The 16,786-nt window shown below is 55.1% G+C and carries 14 protein-coding genes; 8 read left to right on the top strand and 6 right to left on the bottom strand.

Features of this window, described 5'->3' with window-relative positions:
- Window positions 1–9 precede the first annotated feature (9 nt).
- From flhA to emrB, 8 genes are all read left to right on the top strand, one after another.
- Window positions 10–2,097 carry a formate hydrogenlyase transcriptional activator FlhA gene (gene flhA / locus M8014_RS07535; protein ID WP_271281904.1) on the top strand — a complete coding sequence of 696 codons (2,088 nt, stop codon included), beginning with the start codon at window positions 10–12 and terminating at the stop codon, window positions 2,095–2,097.
- Between the two features lie 340 nt (window positions 2,098–2,437).
- Window positions 2,438–3,640, top strand: coding sequence for a glycine betaine/L-proline ABC transporter ATP-binding protein ProV (gene proV, locus M8014_RS07530; protein ID WP_271281903.1), 1,203 nt, complete (start codon window positions 2,438–2,440; stop codon window positions 3,638–3,640).
- On the top strand, window positions 3,633–4,703 hold the full coding sequence (gene proW / locus M8014_RS07525; protein WP_271281902.1) for a glycine betaine/L-proline ABC transporter permease ProW: 1,071 nt from the start codon (window positions 3,633–3,635) through the stop codon (window positions 4,701–4,703). The genes proV and proW overlap by 8 nt, the downstream gene beginning before the upstream one ends.
- A 9-nt stretch (window positions 4,704–4,712) precedes the next feature.
- Window positions 4,713–5,708, top strand: coding sequence for a glycine betaine/L-proline ABC transporter substrate-binding protein ProX (gene proX, locus M8014_RS07520; RefSeq protein WP_271281901.1), 996 nt, complete (start codon window positions 4,713–4,715; stop codon window positions 5,706–5,708).
- 199 nt (window positions 5,709–5,907) lie between these two features.
- Entirely contained in the window at window positions 5,908–7,092 is a 1,185-nt protein-coding gene (locus tag M8014_RS07515) for an MFS transporter (protein ID WP_271281900.1), read from the top strand.
- A 310-nt stretch (window positions 7,093–7,402) separates the two neighbouring features.
- Complete coding sequence (gene mprA / locus M8014_RS07510) at window positions 7,403–7,933, top strand: transcriptional repressor MprA (RefSeq protein WP_271281899.1); 531 nt, start codon at window positions 7,403–7,405, stop codon at window positions 7,931–7,933.
- A gap of 126 nt (window positions 7,934–8,059) precedes the next feature.
- A complete protein-coding gene (gene emrA, locus M8014_RS07505; RefSeq protein ID WP_271281898.1) occupies window positions 8,060–9,232 on the top strand; it encodes a multidrug efflux MFS transporter periplasmic adaptor subunit EmrA in 1,173 nt (390 codons plus the stop codon).
- Window positions 9,233–9,248: 16 nt separating this feature from the next.
- Window positions 9,249–10,796, top strand: a complete 1,548-nt coding sequence (emrB, locus tag M8014_RS07500) for a multidrug efflux MFS transporter permease subunit EmrB (protein ID WP_271281897.1) — start codon at window positions 9,249–9,251, stop codon at window positions 10,794–10,796.
- A gap of 66 nt (window positions 10,797–10,862) precedes the next feature.
- Here the strand turns inward: emrB and M8014_RS07495 are convergent, their stop codons facing one another.
- The 6 genes from M8014_RS07495 to yqaB form a co-directional block, all read right to left on the bottom strand.
- Window positions 10,863–12,521, bottom strand: coding sequence for an FKBP-type peptidyl-prolyl cis-trans isomerase N-terminal domain-containing protein (locus M8014_RS07495; protein WP_271281896.1), 1,659 nt, complete (start codon window positions 12,519–12,521; stop codon window positions 10,863–10,865).
- A 74-nt stretch (window positions 12,522–12,595) separates the two neighbouring features.
- Window positions 12,596–12,964: a hypothetical protein gene (locus M8014_RS07490; RefSeq protein WP_271281895.1), complete on the bottom strand. Its 369-nt coding sequence runs from the start codon at window positions 12,962–12,964 to the stop codon at window positions 12,596–12,598.
- Window positions 12,965–13,227: 263 nt separating this feature from the next.
- Window positions 13,228–13,743, bottom strand: coding sequence for an S-ribosylhomocysteine lyase (gene luxS, locus M8014_RS07485; RefSeq protein ID WP_271267416.1), 516 nt, complete (start codon window positions 13,741–13,743; stop codon window positions 13,228–13,230).
- 152 nt (window positions 13,744–13,895) lie between these two features.
- On the bottom strand, window positions 13,896–15,440 hold the full coding sequence (gene gshA, locus M8014_RS07480; protein ID WP_271281894.1) for a glutamate--cysteine ligase: 1,545 nt from the start codon (window positions 15,438–15,440) through the stop codon (window positions 13,896–13,898).
- A gap of 71 nt (window positions 15,441–15,511) precedes the next feature.
- Complete coding sequence (locus tag M8014_RS07475) at window positions 15,512–15,940, bottom strand: VTT domain-containing protein (RefSeq protein ID WP_271281893.1); 429 nt, start codon at window positions 15,938–15,940, stop codon at window positions 15,512–15,514.
- Complete coding sequence (gene yqaB / locus M8014_RS07470) at window positions 15,937–16,503, bottom strand: fructose-1-phosphate/6-phosphogluconate phosphatase (RefSeq protein ID WP_271281892.1); 567 nt, start codon at window positions 16,501–16,503, stop codon at window positions 15,937–15,939. The genes M8014_RS07475 and yqaB overlap by 4 nt, the downstream gene beginning before the upstream one ends.
- Window positions 16,504–16,786: the final 283 nt, after the last annotated feature.

The following is a 16,786-nucleotide window of genomic DNA, read 5'->3' as shown; positions in this document are numbered from 1 at the left end:
ATATCACGCATGTCGTATACACCGACGAACGATCCTATTGATCAAGGCTTGTTCGATATTACCCGTACTCTGCTGCAACAACCCGATCTCTGCGCCCTGGCACAGGTGCTGACCCAGCACGTCCGGCAGATAGACCTCGCCGACCACGTTAATATTTTGCTCTGGCAGCCGGAGCCGCGACGGGTGTATCTGTACGGCAGCGACGATCAGGGACGGGATATCCGCTGTGAAGATGAGCCCCCGCTGGCGAACGGACCGTTCCGCCGGATGCTTTCGCGCCCGGACGTACTGCACTGTAAGGCAGACACCTTCCGCGATACCTGGCCGGCGCTGGCCGGGCTGGCATGTTACCCACCGTTTGCCCACTACTGCCTGACGCCGCTGGCCGCCGACGGGCGGATCTTCGGCGGCTGCGAGTTCCTGCGCAGCCAGGATACGCCCTGGAGCGATAACGACTTTTCCCGCCTGCAGACGCTGACCCAGGCGGTCGGCCTGGCCGTCGAGCAGATTCAGGCCCGCCGCAACGATAGCGAAAGCTATGATTTGCTGTGCCGGGAGCGCAACGATTTTCGCCTGCTGGTCGCCATCACCAACGCCGTGCTGTCGAAGCTCGACCTGGATGAGCTGGTAACCGAGGTCTCGCGCGAAATTCAGCACAACTTCGGCATTGATTCCATCAGCATGGTGCTGCGCAGCGACCGCAAAGGAAAGCTCATCGTCTACTCCACCCACTACCTGGATGAAAACGCGCCGCTGCACGATCAGAGCGAGGTGGACGAAAAAGGCACCCTCTCCGAAAAAGTGATGCGTGACCAGAAGATGCTGATGCTGAACCTGCACCATCGGGATCAGCACGCCCCTTACGAAAGAATGCTGTTTGATATGTGGGGCGAGCAAGATCAGACCCTGTGCCTGTTCCCGCTGATCTTCCGCGACCGGGTGCTCGGCACCCTGAAGCTGGCCCAGTGCAAGGCCCAGGTGTTTACCGCCGCCAACGTCAAGCTGCTGAACCAGATTGCCGAACGCATCGCCATTGCCGTAGATAATGCCCTCTCCTATCGGGAGATTAGCCACCTCAAGGAGCGGCTGATCGACGAAAACCTTGCCCTCACCGAGCAGATCAACAACGTCGCCACCGATTTTGGCGAAATTATTGGCCGCAGCTCGCCGATGATGACGGTGATGAAGCAGGTAGAGATGGTCGCCCGGAGCAACAGCACGGTGCTGATTCTGGGTGAGACCGGCACCGGGAAGGAGCTGATTGCCCGTGCCATTCACAACCTGAGCGGGCGCAGCGATCGGCGGATGGTGAAGATGAACTGCGCGGCGATGCCTGCCGGCCTGCTGGAAAGCGACCTGTTCGGCCACGAGCGCGGGGCCTTTACCGGGGCCAGCGCCCAGCGTATTGGCCGATTCGAGCTGGCGGATAAAAGCACGCTGTTCCTTGATGAAGTGGGCGATATGCCGGTTGAACTGCAGCCCAAGCTGCTGCGCGTGCTGCAGGAGCAGGAGTTTGAGCGCCTCGGCAGCAACCGTATTATTCACACCGACGTGCGCCTGATTGCTGCAACTAACCGCGACTTAACGCAAATGGTCGCCGATCGTGAATTCCGCAGCGACCTCTATTACCGCCTCAACGTGTTCCCGATTTTCCTGCCGCCGCTGCGCGAGCGTCCGGAAGATATTCCCCTGCTGGTGAAGTCGTTCACCTTCAAAATTGCCCATCGACTGGGCCGCCAGATCGACAGTATTCCGGCAGATACTCTACGCCAGCTGAGTAAAATGGAGTGGCCGGGCAACGTGCGTGAGCTGGAAAACGTGATTGAACGCGCGGTGCTGTTGACCCGCGGCAACGTGCTCCAGCTGTCGCTGCCGGATATTGATTTCCCGCGCGTGGCGAACGCCGCTGCACCGGAAACCGCCGTCAGCGAGATCCGTGAAGGCGAGGAGGAATATCAACACATTATGCGGGTGCTGAAAGAAACTAATGGGGTGATCGCCGGGCCAAGAGGCGCGGCAAATCGGTTAGGCCTGAAGCGCACCACGCTGCTGTCGCGCATGAAGCGCTTAGGGATCGATAAGAACGCCCTGATGTAAGAAAAAACCGAGGAATATGACGCGCAGGACGGGAATATAATTCCCCTGATTTCGGCGTGTTATTTTCCCCCAATCATCACCGTCATTTCCCTGTCATATTCTCCTGCTTCATCGTTATTCTCGCCTGAATTGCCCTTACAATAAGATATTTCCGAAGAAAAATTGATCCACCGCTCAGCCCTTATCTCATGGGAAATTCAGCCAGGTCATCGGCGGCAAAATTCATGCCACATGCTAATCGAGGGTTGTCTCAGATTCTGAGTATGTTAGGGTATGACCCGTTAATTATTCTACTGGTAATGATATCGACATAAACAAATAACAGGACATTTTCTATTGCATGGCAATTAAATTAGAAGTTAAGAATCTGTATAAAGTATTTGGCGAGCACCCACAGAGGGCCTTCAAATATATTGAAAAAGGACTTTCAAAAGAACAAATCCTGGAAAAAACCGGGCTGTCGCTTGGCGTTAAAGACGCCAGTCTGGCCATTGAAGAAGGCGAGATTTTTGTCATCATGGGATTATCCGGCTCGGGTAAATCCACTATGGTTCGCCTTCTCAATCGCCTGATTGAACCCACCCGCGGACAGGTGCTGATTGATGGCGTCGACATCGCCAGAATATCGGACGCTGAACTCCGTGAGGTGCGCAGAAAAAAGATTGCGATGGTCTTCCAGTCATTTGCCCTGATGCCGCATTTAACGGTATTACATAACGCGGCATTTGGCATGGAATTAGCCGGTATCCCGACCGGCGAACGTCAGGAAAAAGCGCTGGATGCGCTGCGTCAGGTGGGGCTGGAAAATTACGCCCATGCCTACCCGGATGAACTCTCCGGCGGTATGCGCCAGCGCGTTGGTCTGGCCCGTGCATTAGCCATCAATCCCGATATTTTATTAATGGATGAAGCCTTCTCGGCACTCGATCCCTTAATTCGTACCGAGATGCAGGATGAGCTGGTAAAACTGCAGGCAAAACATCAGCGCACCATTGTCTTTATTTCCCACGATCTGGATGAAGCGATGCGTATTGGCGACCGAATTGCCATTATGCAAAACGGCGAAGTGGTGCAGGTCGGTACCCCGGATGAAATACTCAATAATCCGGCCAATGACTATGTGCGCACCTTCTTCCGTGGCGTGGATATTAGCCAGGTCTTTAGCGCCAAAGATATTGCCCGTCGCACGCCAAACGGCATTATTCGTCGCACCCCCGGCTTTGGCCCGCGCTCGGCGCTGAAATTACTTCAGGATGAAGATCGCGAATACGGCTATGTGATTGAACGCGGCAATAAATTTGTTGGTGTGGTCTCTATTGACTCCCTGAAAACCGCGCTCAGCGAAAACCAGGGTATCGATATGGCGCTTATTGACGTCCCGCTTGCCGTCGACGCCGAAACGCCGCTCAGCGAGCTGCTCTCCCACGTCGGCCAGGCGCCGTGTGCGGTACCGGTCGTCGGAGAAGAACAACAGTACGTCGGCATCATCTCAAAACGCATGTTGCTGCAGGCTTTAGATCGCGAGGGGGCAAACAATGGCTGATCAATCAAACCCGTGGGGAACCACCGAGGCGGCGGACAGCGCGGCACAATCTGCTGACGCGTGGGGCTCCGCACCGGCGGCAGCACCTACAGACGGCGGCGGTGCTGCCGACTGGCTGACCAGCGCACCTGCGCCTGCGCCAGAACACTTCAATATTATGGATCCGTTCCATAAAACGCTGATCCCGCTCGACAGCTGGGTGACCGAGGGCATCGACTGGGTGGTGACCCACTTCCGTCCGCTGTTCCAGGGCATTCGCGTGCCGGTGGATTATATCCTTAACGGCTTCCAGCAGCTGATGCTGGGGATGCCTGCCCCGGTGGCGATTGTGATTTTCTCGCTGATTGCCTGGCAGTTTGGCAGCGCGGGAATGGGCATCGCCACGCTTATCTCGCTGATTGCGATTGGTGCGATTGGGGCCTGGTCGCAGGCGATGATCACCCTGGCGCTGGTGTTGACCGCCCTGCTGTTCTGCGTGGCGATTGGCCTGCCGATGGGGATCTGGCTGGCGCGCAGTCCCAGAGCCGCGAAGATTATTCGGCCCTTGCTGGATGCGATGCAGACCACTCCGGCGTTTGTCTATCTGGTGCCGATTGTGATGCTGTTCGGGATCGGTAACGTGCCGGGTGTGGTGGTAACGATTATCTTCGCCCTGCCGCCGATTGTGCGTCTGACCATTCTGGGGATTAACCAGGTGCCGGCGGATCTTATCGAAGCGTCGCGTTCGTTTGGTGCCAGCCCGCGCCAGATGCTGTTTAAAGTCCAGCTGCCGCTGGCGATGCCCACCATTATGGCGGGGGTTAACCAGACGCTGATGCTGGCGCTGTCGATGGTGGTGATCGCCTCAATGATCGCCGTTGGCGGACTCGGCCAGATGGTGCTGCGCGGGATTGGCCGTCTCGATATGGGACTGGCGACCGTGGGCGGCGTGGGGATCGTGATCCTCGCCATTATTCTTGACCGCCTGACGCAGGCCGTCGGTCGCGACTCGCGCAGTCGTGGCAACCGTCGCTGGTACACCACCGGCCCAATCGGGTTACTCACCCGACCTTTCACACAATAAGGAACAACGATGCGACATAACGTACTTTTTGCCACAGCGTTTGCCACCCTTGTCTCTGCCAGCAGCTTTGCTGCTGACCTGCCTGGCAAAGGCATTACCGTTCAACCGGTTCAGAGCACCATTTCCGAAGAGTCATTCCAGACCGGGCTGGTGAGCCGGGCGCTGGAGAAGCTGGGCTACACGGTCAGCAAGCCGAGCGAAGTGGATTACAACGTCGGTTACACCTCGATTGCTGCGGGCGACGCCACCTTTACGGCGGTGAACTGGCAGCCGCTGCATGACGATATGTATGCCGCAGCGGGCGGCGATAAGAAGTTTTATCGCCAGGGGACATTCGTGACCGGTGCCGCGCAGGGTTATCTGATCGACAAAAAAACCGCCGACCAGTATCACATCACCAATATTGAACAGCTGAAAGATCCCAAGATTGCCAGACTGTTCGACACCAACGGTGACGGCAAGGCCGACATGATGGGCTGCTCGCCGGGCTGGGGCTGTGAAGCGGTGATTAATCACCAGAACGAGGCGTTCGACCTGGCCAAGACCGTTACCGTCAGCCATGGCAACTACTCGGCGATGATGGCCGACACCATCGCCCGCTTCAAAGAAGGCAAGCCGGTTATTTACTACACCTGGACGCCGTACTGGGTGAGCGACGTGATGAAGCCGGGTAAAGATGTGGTCTGGCTGCAGGTACCGTTCTCTTCCCTCCCGGGCGAGCAGAAAGGTATCGACACCAAACTGCCTAACGGCATGAACTATGGCTTCCCGGTGAACACCATGCATATTGTGGCGAACCTTGCCTGGGCCGAGAAAAACCCGGCGGCGGCGAAGCTGTTCTCGGTAATGAAACTGCCGCTGGCGGATATCAATGCGCAGAACGCGATGATGCATGCGGGCAAATCGTCCGAAGCCGATGTCCAGGGCCACGTTGACGGCTGGATCAAAGCCCACCAGCAGCAGTTTGACGGCTGGGTGAACGAGGCGCTGGCAGCGCAGAAGTAAGTTCGTAACACCTCCCCCTCACCCTAACCCTCTCCCCATAGGGGAGAGGGGACGATTACACCCTCTCCCCTATGGGGAGAGGGCCGGGGTGAGGGGACAAACCGCACAATCCATCACCACAAAATTCCCCTCCTCTGCCTGCATCCGTTATTATGGTTTCCGATAAAATAATCACTCAACTAATGATTTCAAAAACCTAATGACAAAACCCAATCAAGGGCTTAGCCCTGCACTGATCCTGCTGATGTCAGTGGCAACCGGTCTGACCGTCGCCAGTAACTACTATGCGCAGCCGCTGCTGGAAACCATCGCCCGCAACTTTTCACTCTCGGCCAGCTCCGCCGGATTTATCGTCACCGCCGCCCAGCTCGGGTATGCGGTGGGCCTGCTGTTCCTCGTTCCGCTGGGTGATATGTTCGAACGCCGGGCGATGATCGTCTCCATGACCTTGCTGGCCGCGGGCGGGATGTTGATTACCGCCTCCAGTCAGTCATTGACGATGATGATCCTCGGCACCGCCCTGACCGGCCTGTTCTCGGTAGTGGCGCAGATTTTGGTGCCGCTGGCCGCGACCCTCGCCTCACCGGATAAGCGCGGTAAAGTGGTGGGTACCATTATGAGCGGCCTGCTGCTGGGGATTTTGCTGGCGCGTACCGTCTCGGGGCTGCTGGCAGGCATCGGTGGCTGGCGTACCGTGTACTGGGTGGCGTCAGTGCTGATGGTCTTTATGGCGCTGGCCCTGTGGCGCGGCCTGCCGAAAGTGAAGCAGGAAAATACCCTCAACTACCCGCAGCTTCTCGGCTCGGTCTTCAGCCTGTTCACCCATGATAAGCTGCTGCGCACCCGTGCGCTGCTGGGCTGTTTTACCTTCGCCAACTTCAGCATCCTCTGGACCTCAATGGCCTTCCTGCTCGCCTCCCCACCGTTTAACTATTCCGAGGGGATGATTGGCCTGTTTGGCCTGGCGGGCGCGGCGGGCGCGCTGGGCGCACGACCGGCGGGCGGCCTGGCGGATAAGGGGAAATCGCACCTCACCACTACCGCCGGACTGGTACTGCTGCTGCTCTCCTGGGCAGCCATCTGGTACGGACACGTCTCGGTGCTGGCGCTGATTGTCGGGATCCTGGTGCTCGATCTCACCGTCCAGGGGGTGCATATCACCAACCAGACCGTGATTTACCGCGTCAAGCCGGATGCGCGTAACCGTCTGACCGCCGGGTACATGACCAGCTACTTTATCGGCGGTGCTGCCGGTTCCCTGATTTCTGCCTCGGCGTGGCAACATGCCGGCTGGAGCGGCGTCTGCGCGGCTGGCGTGGTGGTCGCGGTGCTGAATCTACTGGTCTGGTGGCGCGGCTACCATCTCCAGCAGGCAATTCACTAAGGTTTACATTCGTTTGGGGTGTCTTAGGGTATTAAGACGCCCCTCAGTCTGTTAAGGTGACTGAATCATTTACATCAGGAATTTATATGTGGGAATGTATTAAAAAACCGCATGAATAGTTAATTTCTGAGAGTAAATCCCCGTATTGCCAGTGTAATCCCCTCCCTTCTGTGCTTACCGGGTCACGGATCTACCCGGCACTTGATGACAGTGAGATTTGTCTGACGGATTTATTCCGCGCAAATAATTCATTTACATTATTTGTCACTGTCGTTACTATATCGGCTGTAATTAATGAGGTTATGCCCAAATGGATAGTTCGTTTACGCCCATTGAACAAATGCTTAAATTCCGCGCCAGTCGCTACGCTGATTTCCCTTATCAGGAAATCCTGTTAACGCGTCTCTGCATGCACATGCAGGGCAAGCTGCTGGAAAATCGCAATAAGATGCTGAAAGCTCAAGGGATTAACGAGACGTTATTTATGGCGTTGATAACCCTGGAGTCTCAGGAAAATCACAGCATCCAGCCATCAGAGTTAAGCTGCGCGCTGGGCTCGTCCCGTACCAATGCGACCCGTATTGCCGATGAGCTGGAAAAACGCGGCTGGATTGAGCGCCGTGAAAGCGACAACGACCGTCGCTGTCTGCATCTGCAACTGACCGAGAAAGGTCACGATTTCCTGCGTGAGGTCCTTCCTCCTCAGCACCATTGTCTGCATCAACTCTGGTCTTCTCTGAGTGGCACCGAGAAAGAACAGCTCGAGCAGATCACGCGCAAGCTGCTCACCCGTCTGGACCAGATGGATGAAGATGGCGCCATCCTTGAGGCGCTGCGCTAACGCGACGACACGCTCTAAAATCCAGATTCATAAAAAGAAAACCGACAGGCCAGCAGGTCATACTGCTGGCCTTTCTGATAACAGGTCGGCTCAGCCGATGTGAAAAATAAGATCGTGGAGAAAAACATGAGCGCAAATGCGGAGAACATAACCCCGCAGCAACCAGCTAACAAGAAAGGCAAACGCAAGCGCGCCCTTCTCGTGCTGACCTTGCTCTTTATTATTATTGCCGTGGCATATGGGATTTATTGGTTTTTAGTACTGCGTCATTCTGAAGAAACAGATGATGCGTACGTGGCAGGGAACCAGGTTCAGATTATGGCGCAGGTGTCGGGCAGCGTGACGAAAGTCTGGGCTGACAATACCGACTTTGTGCAGAAAGGCGACGTGCTGGTGACGCTGGATCCTACGGATGCCCAGCAGGCGTTTGAAAAAGCCCAGACCGTTCTGGCCTCGAGCGTGCGTCAGACCCGTCAGCAGATGATCAACAGCAAGCAGCTGCAGGCCAGCATTGACGTGCAAAAAACGGCGCTGGCCCAGGCGCAAAGCGACTTCAACCGTCGCGTACCGCTCGGCAGTGCTAACCTGATTGGCCGCGAAGAGCTGCAGCACGCTCGTGATGCGGTAGCCAGTGCTCAGGCCCAGCTCGACGTCGCTATTCAGCAATTCAACGCCAACCAGGCGATGGTGCTGAATACTACGCTCGATCAGCAACCGGCAGTGAAACAGGCTGCGACCGACGTGCGCAATGCCTGGCTGGCGCTGGAGCGAACCAAAATCGTCAGCCCGATGACCGGCTATGTCTCCCGCCGTGCCGTGCAGCCTGGGGCGCAGATCAGCACCTCAACGCCGCTGATGGCGGTGGTTCCGGCGACGCATCTGTGGATTGACGCAAACTTTAAAGAGACCCAACTGGCGCATATGCGTATTGGCCAGTCGGCGACGGTCGTCAGCGATATCTACGGCGACGAGGTGAAATACACCGGTAAAGTTGTCGGCCTGGATATGGGCACCGGCAGCGCCTTCTCTCTGCTGCCCGCCCAAAACGCCACCGGGAACTGGATCAAAGTGGTTCAGCGTCTGCCGGTACGTATCGAGCTGGACGAGAAGCAGCTGGCCGATCATCCGCTGCGTATCGGTTTGTCGACGCTGGTGACGGTTGATACCGCTAACCGCGACGGTCAGATGCTGGCAAATCAGGCGCGTACCAATCCGGCTTACGAAAGTAATGCCCGTGAAATTAGCCTTGAGCCGGTGAATAAGCTGATCGATGACATCGTGAAGGCAAACGCCGGTTAATCCGAAGGTGAGCGTTATGCAACAGCAAAAACCGCAAAAACCGTTGGAAGGCGCGCAGCTGGTTATCATGACCATTGCGCTGTCGCTGGCGACCTTCATGCAGGTGCTGGACTCCACCATCGCTAACGTGGCGATCCCGACCATCGCCGGGAACCTTGGCTCATCCCTGAGCCAGGGGACATGGGTGATCACCTCGTTTGGGGTGGCGAATGCTATCTCCATCCCGATTACCGGCTGGCTGGCAAAGCGCGTCGGGGAAGTGAAGCTGTTCCTGTGGTCGACCATCGCTTTTGTTATCGCCTCCTGGGCGTGCGGGATGTCCAGCAGCCTTACCATGCTGATCTTCTTCCGCGTGATCCAGGGGATTGTGGCCGGGCCGCTGATCCCGCTGTCGCAAAGCCTGCTCCTTAACAACTATCCGCCCGCCAAACGCGCTATCGCGCTGGCGCTGTGGTCGATGACGGTGATCGTCGCGCCGATCTGCGGGCCGATTCTGGGCGGCTTTATCAGCGATAATTACCACTGGGGCTGGATCTTCTTTATCAACGTGCCGATTGGTGCGGTAGTGGTGCTGCTGACCCTGCAGTCATTGCGTGGCCGCGAAACCCGCATCGAACAGCGACGCATTGATGGCGTAGGGCTGGCGCTGCTGGTTCTGGGCATCGGCAGTCTGCAGATCATGCTCGACCGCGGCAAAGAGCTGGACTGGTTTGCCTCGCAGGAGATCATCGTCCTGACCGTGGTGGCAGTGGTGGCGATAAGCTTCCTGATTGTCTGGGAGCTGACCGACGATAACCCGATAGTCGATCTCTCGCTGTTTAAGTCGCGCAACTTTACCATCGGCTGTTTGTGTATCAGCCTTGCCTACATGCTTTACTTTGGCGCCATTGTGCTCCTGCCACAGCTGTTGCAGGAGGTATACGGCTATACCGCAACCTGGGCGGGGCTGGCGTCAGCGCCGGTCGGGATTATCCCGGTACTACTGTCGCCAATAATTGGTCGCTTTGCCCATAAGCTCGATATGCGTCGGCTGGTGACGTTCAGCTTCATTATGTATGCGGTGTGCTTCTACTGGCGTGCGTATACGTTTGAGCCGGGGATGGACTTTGGCGCCTCCGCGTGGCCGCAGTTTATCCAGGGCTTTGCCGTGGCGTGCTTCTTTATGCCACTGACCACCATTACGCTCTCCGGCCTGCCGCCGGAACGGATGGCGGCGGCATCCAGTCTGTCGAACTTTATGCGTACCCTGGCGGGGTCTATCGGGACCTCGATGACCACCACCATGTGGACCAACCGGGAGTCGTTGCACCATGCGCAGCTGACCGAATCGGTGAATCCGTTCAATCCGCAGGCTCAGGAAGTGTATGGTCAGCTGCAGGATCTGGGGATGACGCAGCAGCAGGCGTCCGGCTGGATTGCACAGCAGATCACCGCTCAGGGATTGATTATCTCGGCCAACGAGATCTTCTGGATGTCGGCGGGGGTGTTCATCGTGCTGCTGGGACTGATATGGTTTGCCAAACCGCCGTTCGGGGCGGGTGGCAAAGGCGGTGGCGCGCACTAAGCTGCCTTGCGACAATAAAAAACGGATCTGCATGCAGATCCGTTTTTTTTATGCTTAAGCGGTGTGCTATTTGATGCCGACAATCTTAATGGTGATCACCGAAACCGTACCCGGCGGGACAAAGCCCGGGATACCCGCTTCGCCGTAAGCCTGCTTCGCCGGGATATGGATTTTCGCCACGCCGCCAAGCCCCAGCTTTTTGACCACCGTCTGATACAGCGGCGGCAAATCTTTCACGTGAGTGGCGCGGATCTCTTTGTCAGACATCACCTTGCCCGTACCCAGCACTTCATTCAGCTCAGTGATGATATCGCTGTTCGTGGTGACCAGCGGTGCTTCACCCACTTCAACGATCCGGTACACCGAACCCTCCGCCGTTTTCACCGCCCCCCGCTCTTTTGCCGCTTTATCGAGCAGGATTTTACTCTGCTTCTCGTTTTGCGCTTTGGTGGAGACGAACTGCTTTTTCTGCAGCTTATCGAGATCCATCAGCTCATTGGATATTTTATCCGGCGTCAGCTGGACCTTATTATTGACCTTGTCGTTGAAGCCTTGCATGAAGGCATTGAGATCCAGCTTTTTACCCACGCTGGTCATTTTGTCTTTTTCACGCGAAGCGTTATCGCCGTACCACGTCCCTACCGCGTAGCTGGTACGGGTATCTTTCCCGGTAGCGGCATCAATTTTCACGCCTTTGGTCGCGGGGGTATCTTTACCGGCTTCGGCTTTTACCTGCTGGCTGGCAAGCGTCAGCTCCTGTACCCTTTTATCCTGCTGCTGGGCTTGTTGCTGCAGGGCGGCATTTTGCGCTTTAGCTTCTTCAAGCTGTTTTTTCAGGCTGGCAAATTCTTTGTCCGCCGCGTCCAGCTTGCTCACCAGCTGGGATGTTTTCTCTTTTTCGCTGCCGGCATCGGTTTGCTTGACTGTCAATTGCGCCTGTTGAGCCGCGATAAGCTTTTTCGCATCCTCAAACTGGCTGGCCACGATATCCGCTTTTATCCGCTCGTTTTTGAGCACGGTTTCCAGTTCCAGCTTCTGCTTTTTGAGCGTATCCAGCTGCTGTGCAATATCACTCGCCTGGGCGGTGGTTTTGTTCAACTGTTCCGTTAACTCAACGCTTTTTTGCTTGTCACCGGTGCTGGACGATTTTATGGCGGTCAGTTGATCTTCAAGGACCTTTTTCTGATTCTGGGCATCTGCGAGCTGTTTGCTTAACGCTGTACGTTGGTCTGTTGATTGCGTGAGCTGCGCGGCTAAAGCGGCACTCTTCTCTTTTGCACCGCTGGACGCGTTATTTAACGTCGCAACAAGGCTTTCCAACGCCAGTTTTTGCGCACGGGTCTCTGACTGCTGTTTCTTCAGCGCGAGCATGTCTTCGCTATGATCGTTGCGGCTCTGCCCGGCTACCGCCGCTTTTTCGAGGGCGGCTTTTTCATTTTGAACCGCGGCCAACGCCTGGCTTAGTGCGGCGATTTTATCATTCGCCGTCTGGAGTTGACTGCTCAGATGTGTGAGCTTCTCCTGCGTAAGGGCCGCACGCTGCGCATCCCGTGCTGCAGCCTGTCGGGAGCGGGTTTCAGAAACAGGCGCAGGCTTCGCTTTAGGCGGAAGGGGTGCGAGCAGCGATGAAGGCGTTTGGTGTCTTGATGGGGTCACTTCAGGTGCAATAAAGGGATTGGGTGAATCATTGCCGATAATGTTCTCTTTATTCAACTGATCCAGCAAGTCTGTTCCTGCTGAAGACGACGTCCCTGTCGACAGTAATAATCCGCAGCAAAGTGCTGCACTAAAATATTTATTCATAATTTATTCATTTCATTCGCGCGGTTCATCATATTGGAATAGACGGTACTGCGGATCCTGACACAAACTAATGATAACTTTTTATTAATCTCCGTCAGCATCACCTCAGAAGCGTTCTCATCCACCAGCGATTTATTTGCCTCATAAATCTTATAATTCTTATTAATATTATCGAATTGCTTGCGGTAAGACTCATACGCAACGGGGTCTAGTTTTTGCAGCGCCGAAAACTCCTGATAGCACTGCGCTTCCTGCTTGCGCTCAGCAGGGGCCTTGGCGATTGGCGTAGTGGGGGTGGTCGAACTGCATGCTGAAAGTAAAAGTGCAGAAAATAGAATCGCGGAGCCAGTAAAATGAAATTTCATATATCCCTCTGAATCATAATTCACTCCATGAATATGAACAGAGCTATCATTATCGCAACGATATATAATTACGATAAATGGATGTCACCATCATTATCCATAGATGTGATATATATAAATAACTACCATATGTTGGCAGCAATAATAGACACAAAGAAAAGGATTCACAACGAGAGATATTGTTTTAGGAATTTATAAAGAAACTAATTACGGCGGTTATTAAATACACCCGGCGCACTCAATACTGAGGGCCGGGTGATCGACTAGATGTGCAGTTCCTGCAGCTTGTCTTTTGGCAGTGCCAGCTCTTCGTTACTGTTCACGCGAACATCACGCTCAAGGATATGACGGGCAATCTCTTGCGCCTCTTCCAGAGAGTGCATCTCGTAGGTACCGCATTGGTAAACGTTCAGCTCCGGGATCTGGTTCTGCTCTTTCACTTTCAGCACATCGGCCATCGCCGCTTTCCAGGCGTCAGCGACGCGGGCTTCCTGCGGCTCACCAATCAGGCTCATATAGAAACCGGTACGGCAGCCCATCGGGGAGATATCGATGATCTCAACGCCATTGCCGTTGAGGTGATCGCGCATGAAACCGGCGAACAGATGCTCCAGGGTATGAATGCCGCGCTCGGGCATCACTTCTTTGTTCGGAATGCAAAAACGCAGGTCGAATACGGTGATCGTATCGCCATGCGGGGTATGCATGGTCTTCGCAACACGTACAGCAGGCGCTTCCATACGGGTATGGTCGACAGTAAAACTATCTAATAACGGCATACGTCACCTCCGAAAGTGATTTTTTTTAAAATAAACTGAACTCTTCTTACCAACGCGACTCTGAGTATATGAAAGACGCGCATTTGTTATCATCATCCCTGTTCTTCAGAGATGTTATTTTGGCCACAGCGATGTGGCCTTTTTCTTTTCTGTCAGGCGTTTTTCGCCAGAAACGCAGCAAACGACTCCGTATCCGCCGCTTCAATCTCACGCTGACGCGCCACAGAGGCTTCACGTTCAGCAGCAAAATCCGCTTCACTTAATATCTCCAGCGGCTCCTGCTGCAGACTATCGCGATACTGCGCCGCGAGCGAACGACCGGTGCCGCCAATCCCCTGATCGATCATCGAACGCAGAATACGCGCCGAGAACGTCAGGTCTGGATTATCAAAGCTTTCAACCAGCTGGTCGCAGACTTTCTGGTATTCCTCACCACCGTACACGCTGTCCATCGTCTGGGCCACGCGCTTAAGATCGCGGAACAGATCTTTACCCACTTTCGCCAGCGGGAACTGAGCGGTTTCGCAGCCAATGCCCAGCGTCAGGCCAGGCTTACGCCCTTCCAGAATCACGCGATTCCAGTTAGTGCGCGTACACAGCAATTCGTCGGCACTCATCTCTGGCGCATCGGCCAGCACGCACCAGACCATAAACAGGTCGAGGAAGCGCACCTGCTGCTCATCCACGCCAATCGGCGAGAATGGATTGATGTCGAGAGAACGCACTTCGATGTATTCAATGCCACCGCGTTGCAGCGCATCAGACGGTGTTTCACCGCTGCGCGTAACGCGTTTCGGGCGGATCGGCGCGTACAGTTCGTTCTCAATCTGCAGAACGTTACTGTTGATTTGCAGGCGCTTACCGTCTTTTTCGAGTCCGATCTTTTCGTACTCTTCCGACGGGGTTTTGATCGCCCGCTTTAATCCTGCCACATACTCGTGCAGGTCGTTAAACGTAATTCCGAGATTGCTTTGCGACTTATTGGTATAACCCAGGTCGCTCAGGCGCAGAGAGGTTGCGTACGGCAGGTAATACATCCCGCAGTCGGTTTTCTCAAACGGCAGCGTGGTCGGTTTGCCCTGCAGGAAAGAGGAGCAAATCGCCGGCGACGCACCGAACAGATACGGAATAACCCAACCAAAGCGATAGTAGTTGCGGATTAGGCGGAAATAGCCCGCAGAGATCGCTTCTTTATCCGTCTCACCGCATTTCGCCTGCCAGAATGCCATCGGCAACGAAAAGTTATAGTGCACGCCAGAAATCGTCTGCATCAGCGCGCCATAGCGATTTTTTAATCCTTCGCGATAGAGCGTTTTCAGACGACCGATGTTTGAGGTGCCGTACTGCGCCAGTTCGATGTCCTGACCCTGGTCGATGTAGCACGGCATGCTCAATGGCCACATCCGCTCGTCACCCAGATTGCGGGCGCTATAGCGGTGAATGTCGCGCATAATCGTCAGCATGTGATCAATATCACCGTCTACCGGCGTAATGAACTCCAGCAGCGCTTCGGCGAAATCGGTGGTGATCCATGTGTGTGTCAGCGCCGAACCCAACGCCTGTGGGTGGCCCGTCGTTGCAAGACTGCCATCCGCGTTAACGCGCAGCGTTTCGCGCTCAAGACCACGCTGAATACCCTTCAGAGCCTGAGGGTGGTTTTCCAGCCAGGCCAGTGCCTGTGATACGTCCGGGATCAATTCGACCTCCCGCCTGTCAAAATCATTTTATTTAGCATAATTGTCATGGTTCAAGGTCACAAACAGTCCAATTAGTGCCACCACGTCATACCCTGCAAAGTGACGACCGCCACAAGAACATAGCGCAACGCTTTGCCAAGGCATAAAAAAAAGAGCACTGGCCCCCAGGAGATGCGCATCCATCCCGCCAGCAGACACAGTAAATCACCTATTACAGGCATCCAGCTTAATAAAAGCGTGGCAGCGCCATAGCGTTTTAGCCAGCCCGCTGCCTTTTCCTGCCAGCGCGATGTTTTGCGTAGCGGAAAGAATCGCCCAAGAATAACGTTAGTCAGCCCTCCAAAGCTATTACCCATTGTTGCTATTACTACCAGTAACCAGGGCTGACTGAGGCCTGATAGCAGCATGGCAACCAGCACAACTTCGGAATTACCGGGCAGAAGCGTGGCGCTTAAAAAACTGCTGGCGAATAAAGAGGCTAGTGACAGCACGTCACTCACAGTAAGCGGACGTCCACGGCAGCCATTCCTGCGGCAAGCGCGGCCTGAATACCGAAATCGGCATCTTCAAACACGACGCATTTTGCAGGCGCTACGCCCATCCGCTCTGCACAAAGCAGGAAGGTATCCGGTGCAGGTTTATGATGTGCCACATGATCGGCAGCAACGACCGCAGAAAAATAATGACGCAGGCCCAGATGGCTTAGCAGGGCTTCAGCAATCGCGCTTTCACTGCCCGTTCCCACCGACATCGGACGGCGACCGTGCCAGGTTTTAACAACCTCAATCAGCGGTAGCGGTTGCACGGTATCCAGCAGCATCGCTTTTACCGCATCGGTTTTTTCGCGCGCCAGCATGTGTGGATCCAGACTGGCCTGATTCAGCTCGATGACCGCCTGCGCAATACGCCAGGTCGGCGAGCCGTTAAGAGCCACCATCGCTTCAAAATCAAAACGCAGACCATATCGGCCAAGAACATCATCCCAGGCTTTGCGGTGCGTCGGTTCGGTGTCGAGGAGGGTGCCATCCATATCGAAGATCAGGCCGTCATACTGTGCGTACATCGTGCTCTCGCAGAAGGATTACAAAACGTTACTTTATCGTATGTAAGGGTTTTTGTCGCTGATTCTGGCTGGGATAAGAAAGAGTATGACGAACAATTAAACTGCTGAGGGGAATAACAAGAAGTGATGGTGCATCCGGGAGGATTACTCGGCTGAGCCTCACCCTTCGGGCCGTTGCTAACGCAACGTTATCCTCCCTGGTGCTTGCGATTGTCTCGCAGACCATGAAACAACAGTATGGCTGTTATCTCGGAGAATATGGTGCATCCGGGAGGATTCGAAC

Origin of the sequence: Silvania hatchlandensis (assembly GCF_025564065.1) — a bacterium.
Lineage (GTDB): Bacteria > Pseudomonadota > Gammaproteobacteria > Enterobacterales > Enterobacteriaceae > Enterobacter > Enterobacter hatchlandensis.
The sequence above is the reverse complement of the archived record's forward strand: the minus strand, read 5'-3'. Positions and strand labels throughout refer to the sequence as shown.

What these genes read in the sequence shown, in the direction of transcription:
- flhA (WP_271281904.1), top strand. Translation starts at nt 10, where the DNA reads ATGTCGTATACACCGACGAACGATCCTATTGATCAAGGCTTGTTCGAT.
- proV (WP_271281903.1), top strand. Translation starts at nt 2,438, where the DNA reads ATGGCAATTAAATTAGAAGTTAAGAATCTGTATAAAGTATTTGGCGAG.
- proW (WP_271281902.1), top strand. Translation starts at nt 3,633, where the DNA reads ATGGCTGATCAATCAAACCCGTGGGGAACCACCGAGGCGGCGGACAGC.
- proX (WP_271281901.1), top strand. Translation starts at nt 4,713, where the DNA reads ATGCGACATAACGTACTTTTTGCCACAGCGTTTGCCACCCTTGTCTCT.
- M8014_RS07515 (WP_271281900.1), top strand. Translation starts at nt 5,908, where the DNA reads ATGACAAAACCCAATCAAGGGCTTAGCCCTGCACTGATCCTGCTGATG.
- mprA (WP_271281899.1), top strand. Translation starts at nt 7,403, where the DNA reads ATGGATAGTTCGTTTACGCCCATTGAACAAATGCTTAAATTCCGCGCC.
- emrA (WP_271281898.1), top strand. Translation starts at nt 8,060, where the DNA reads ATGAGCGCAAATGCGGAGAACATAACCCCGCAGCAACCAGCTAACAAG.
- emrB (WP_271281897.1), top strand. Translation starts at nt 9,249, where the DNA reads ATGCAACAGCAAAAACCGCAAAAACCGTTGGAAGGCGCGCAGCTGGTT.
- M8014_RS07490 (WP_271281895.1), bottom strand. Translation starts at nt 12,964, where the DNA reads ATGAAATTTCATTTTACTGGCTCCGCGATTCTATTTTCTGCACTTTTA.
- luxS (WP_271267416.1), bottom strand. Translation starts at nt 13,743, where the DNA reads ATGCCGTTATTAGATAGTTTTACTGTCGACCATACCCGTATGGAAGCG.
- yqaB (WP_271281892.1), bottom strand. Translation starts at nt 16,503, where the DNA reads ATGTACGCACAGTATGACGGCCTGATCTTCGATATGGATGGCACCCTC.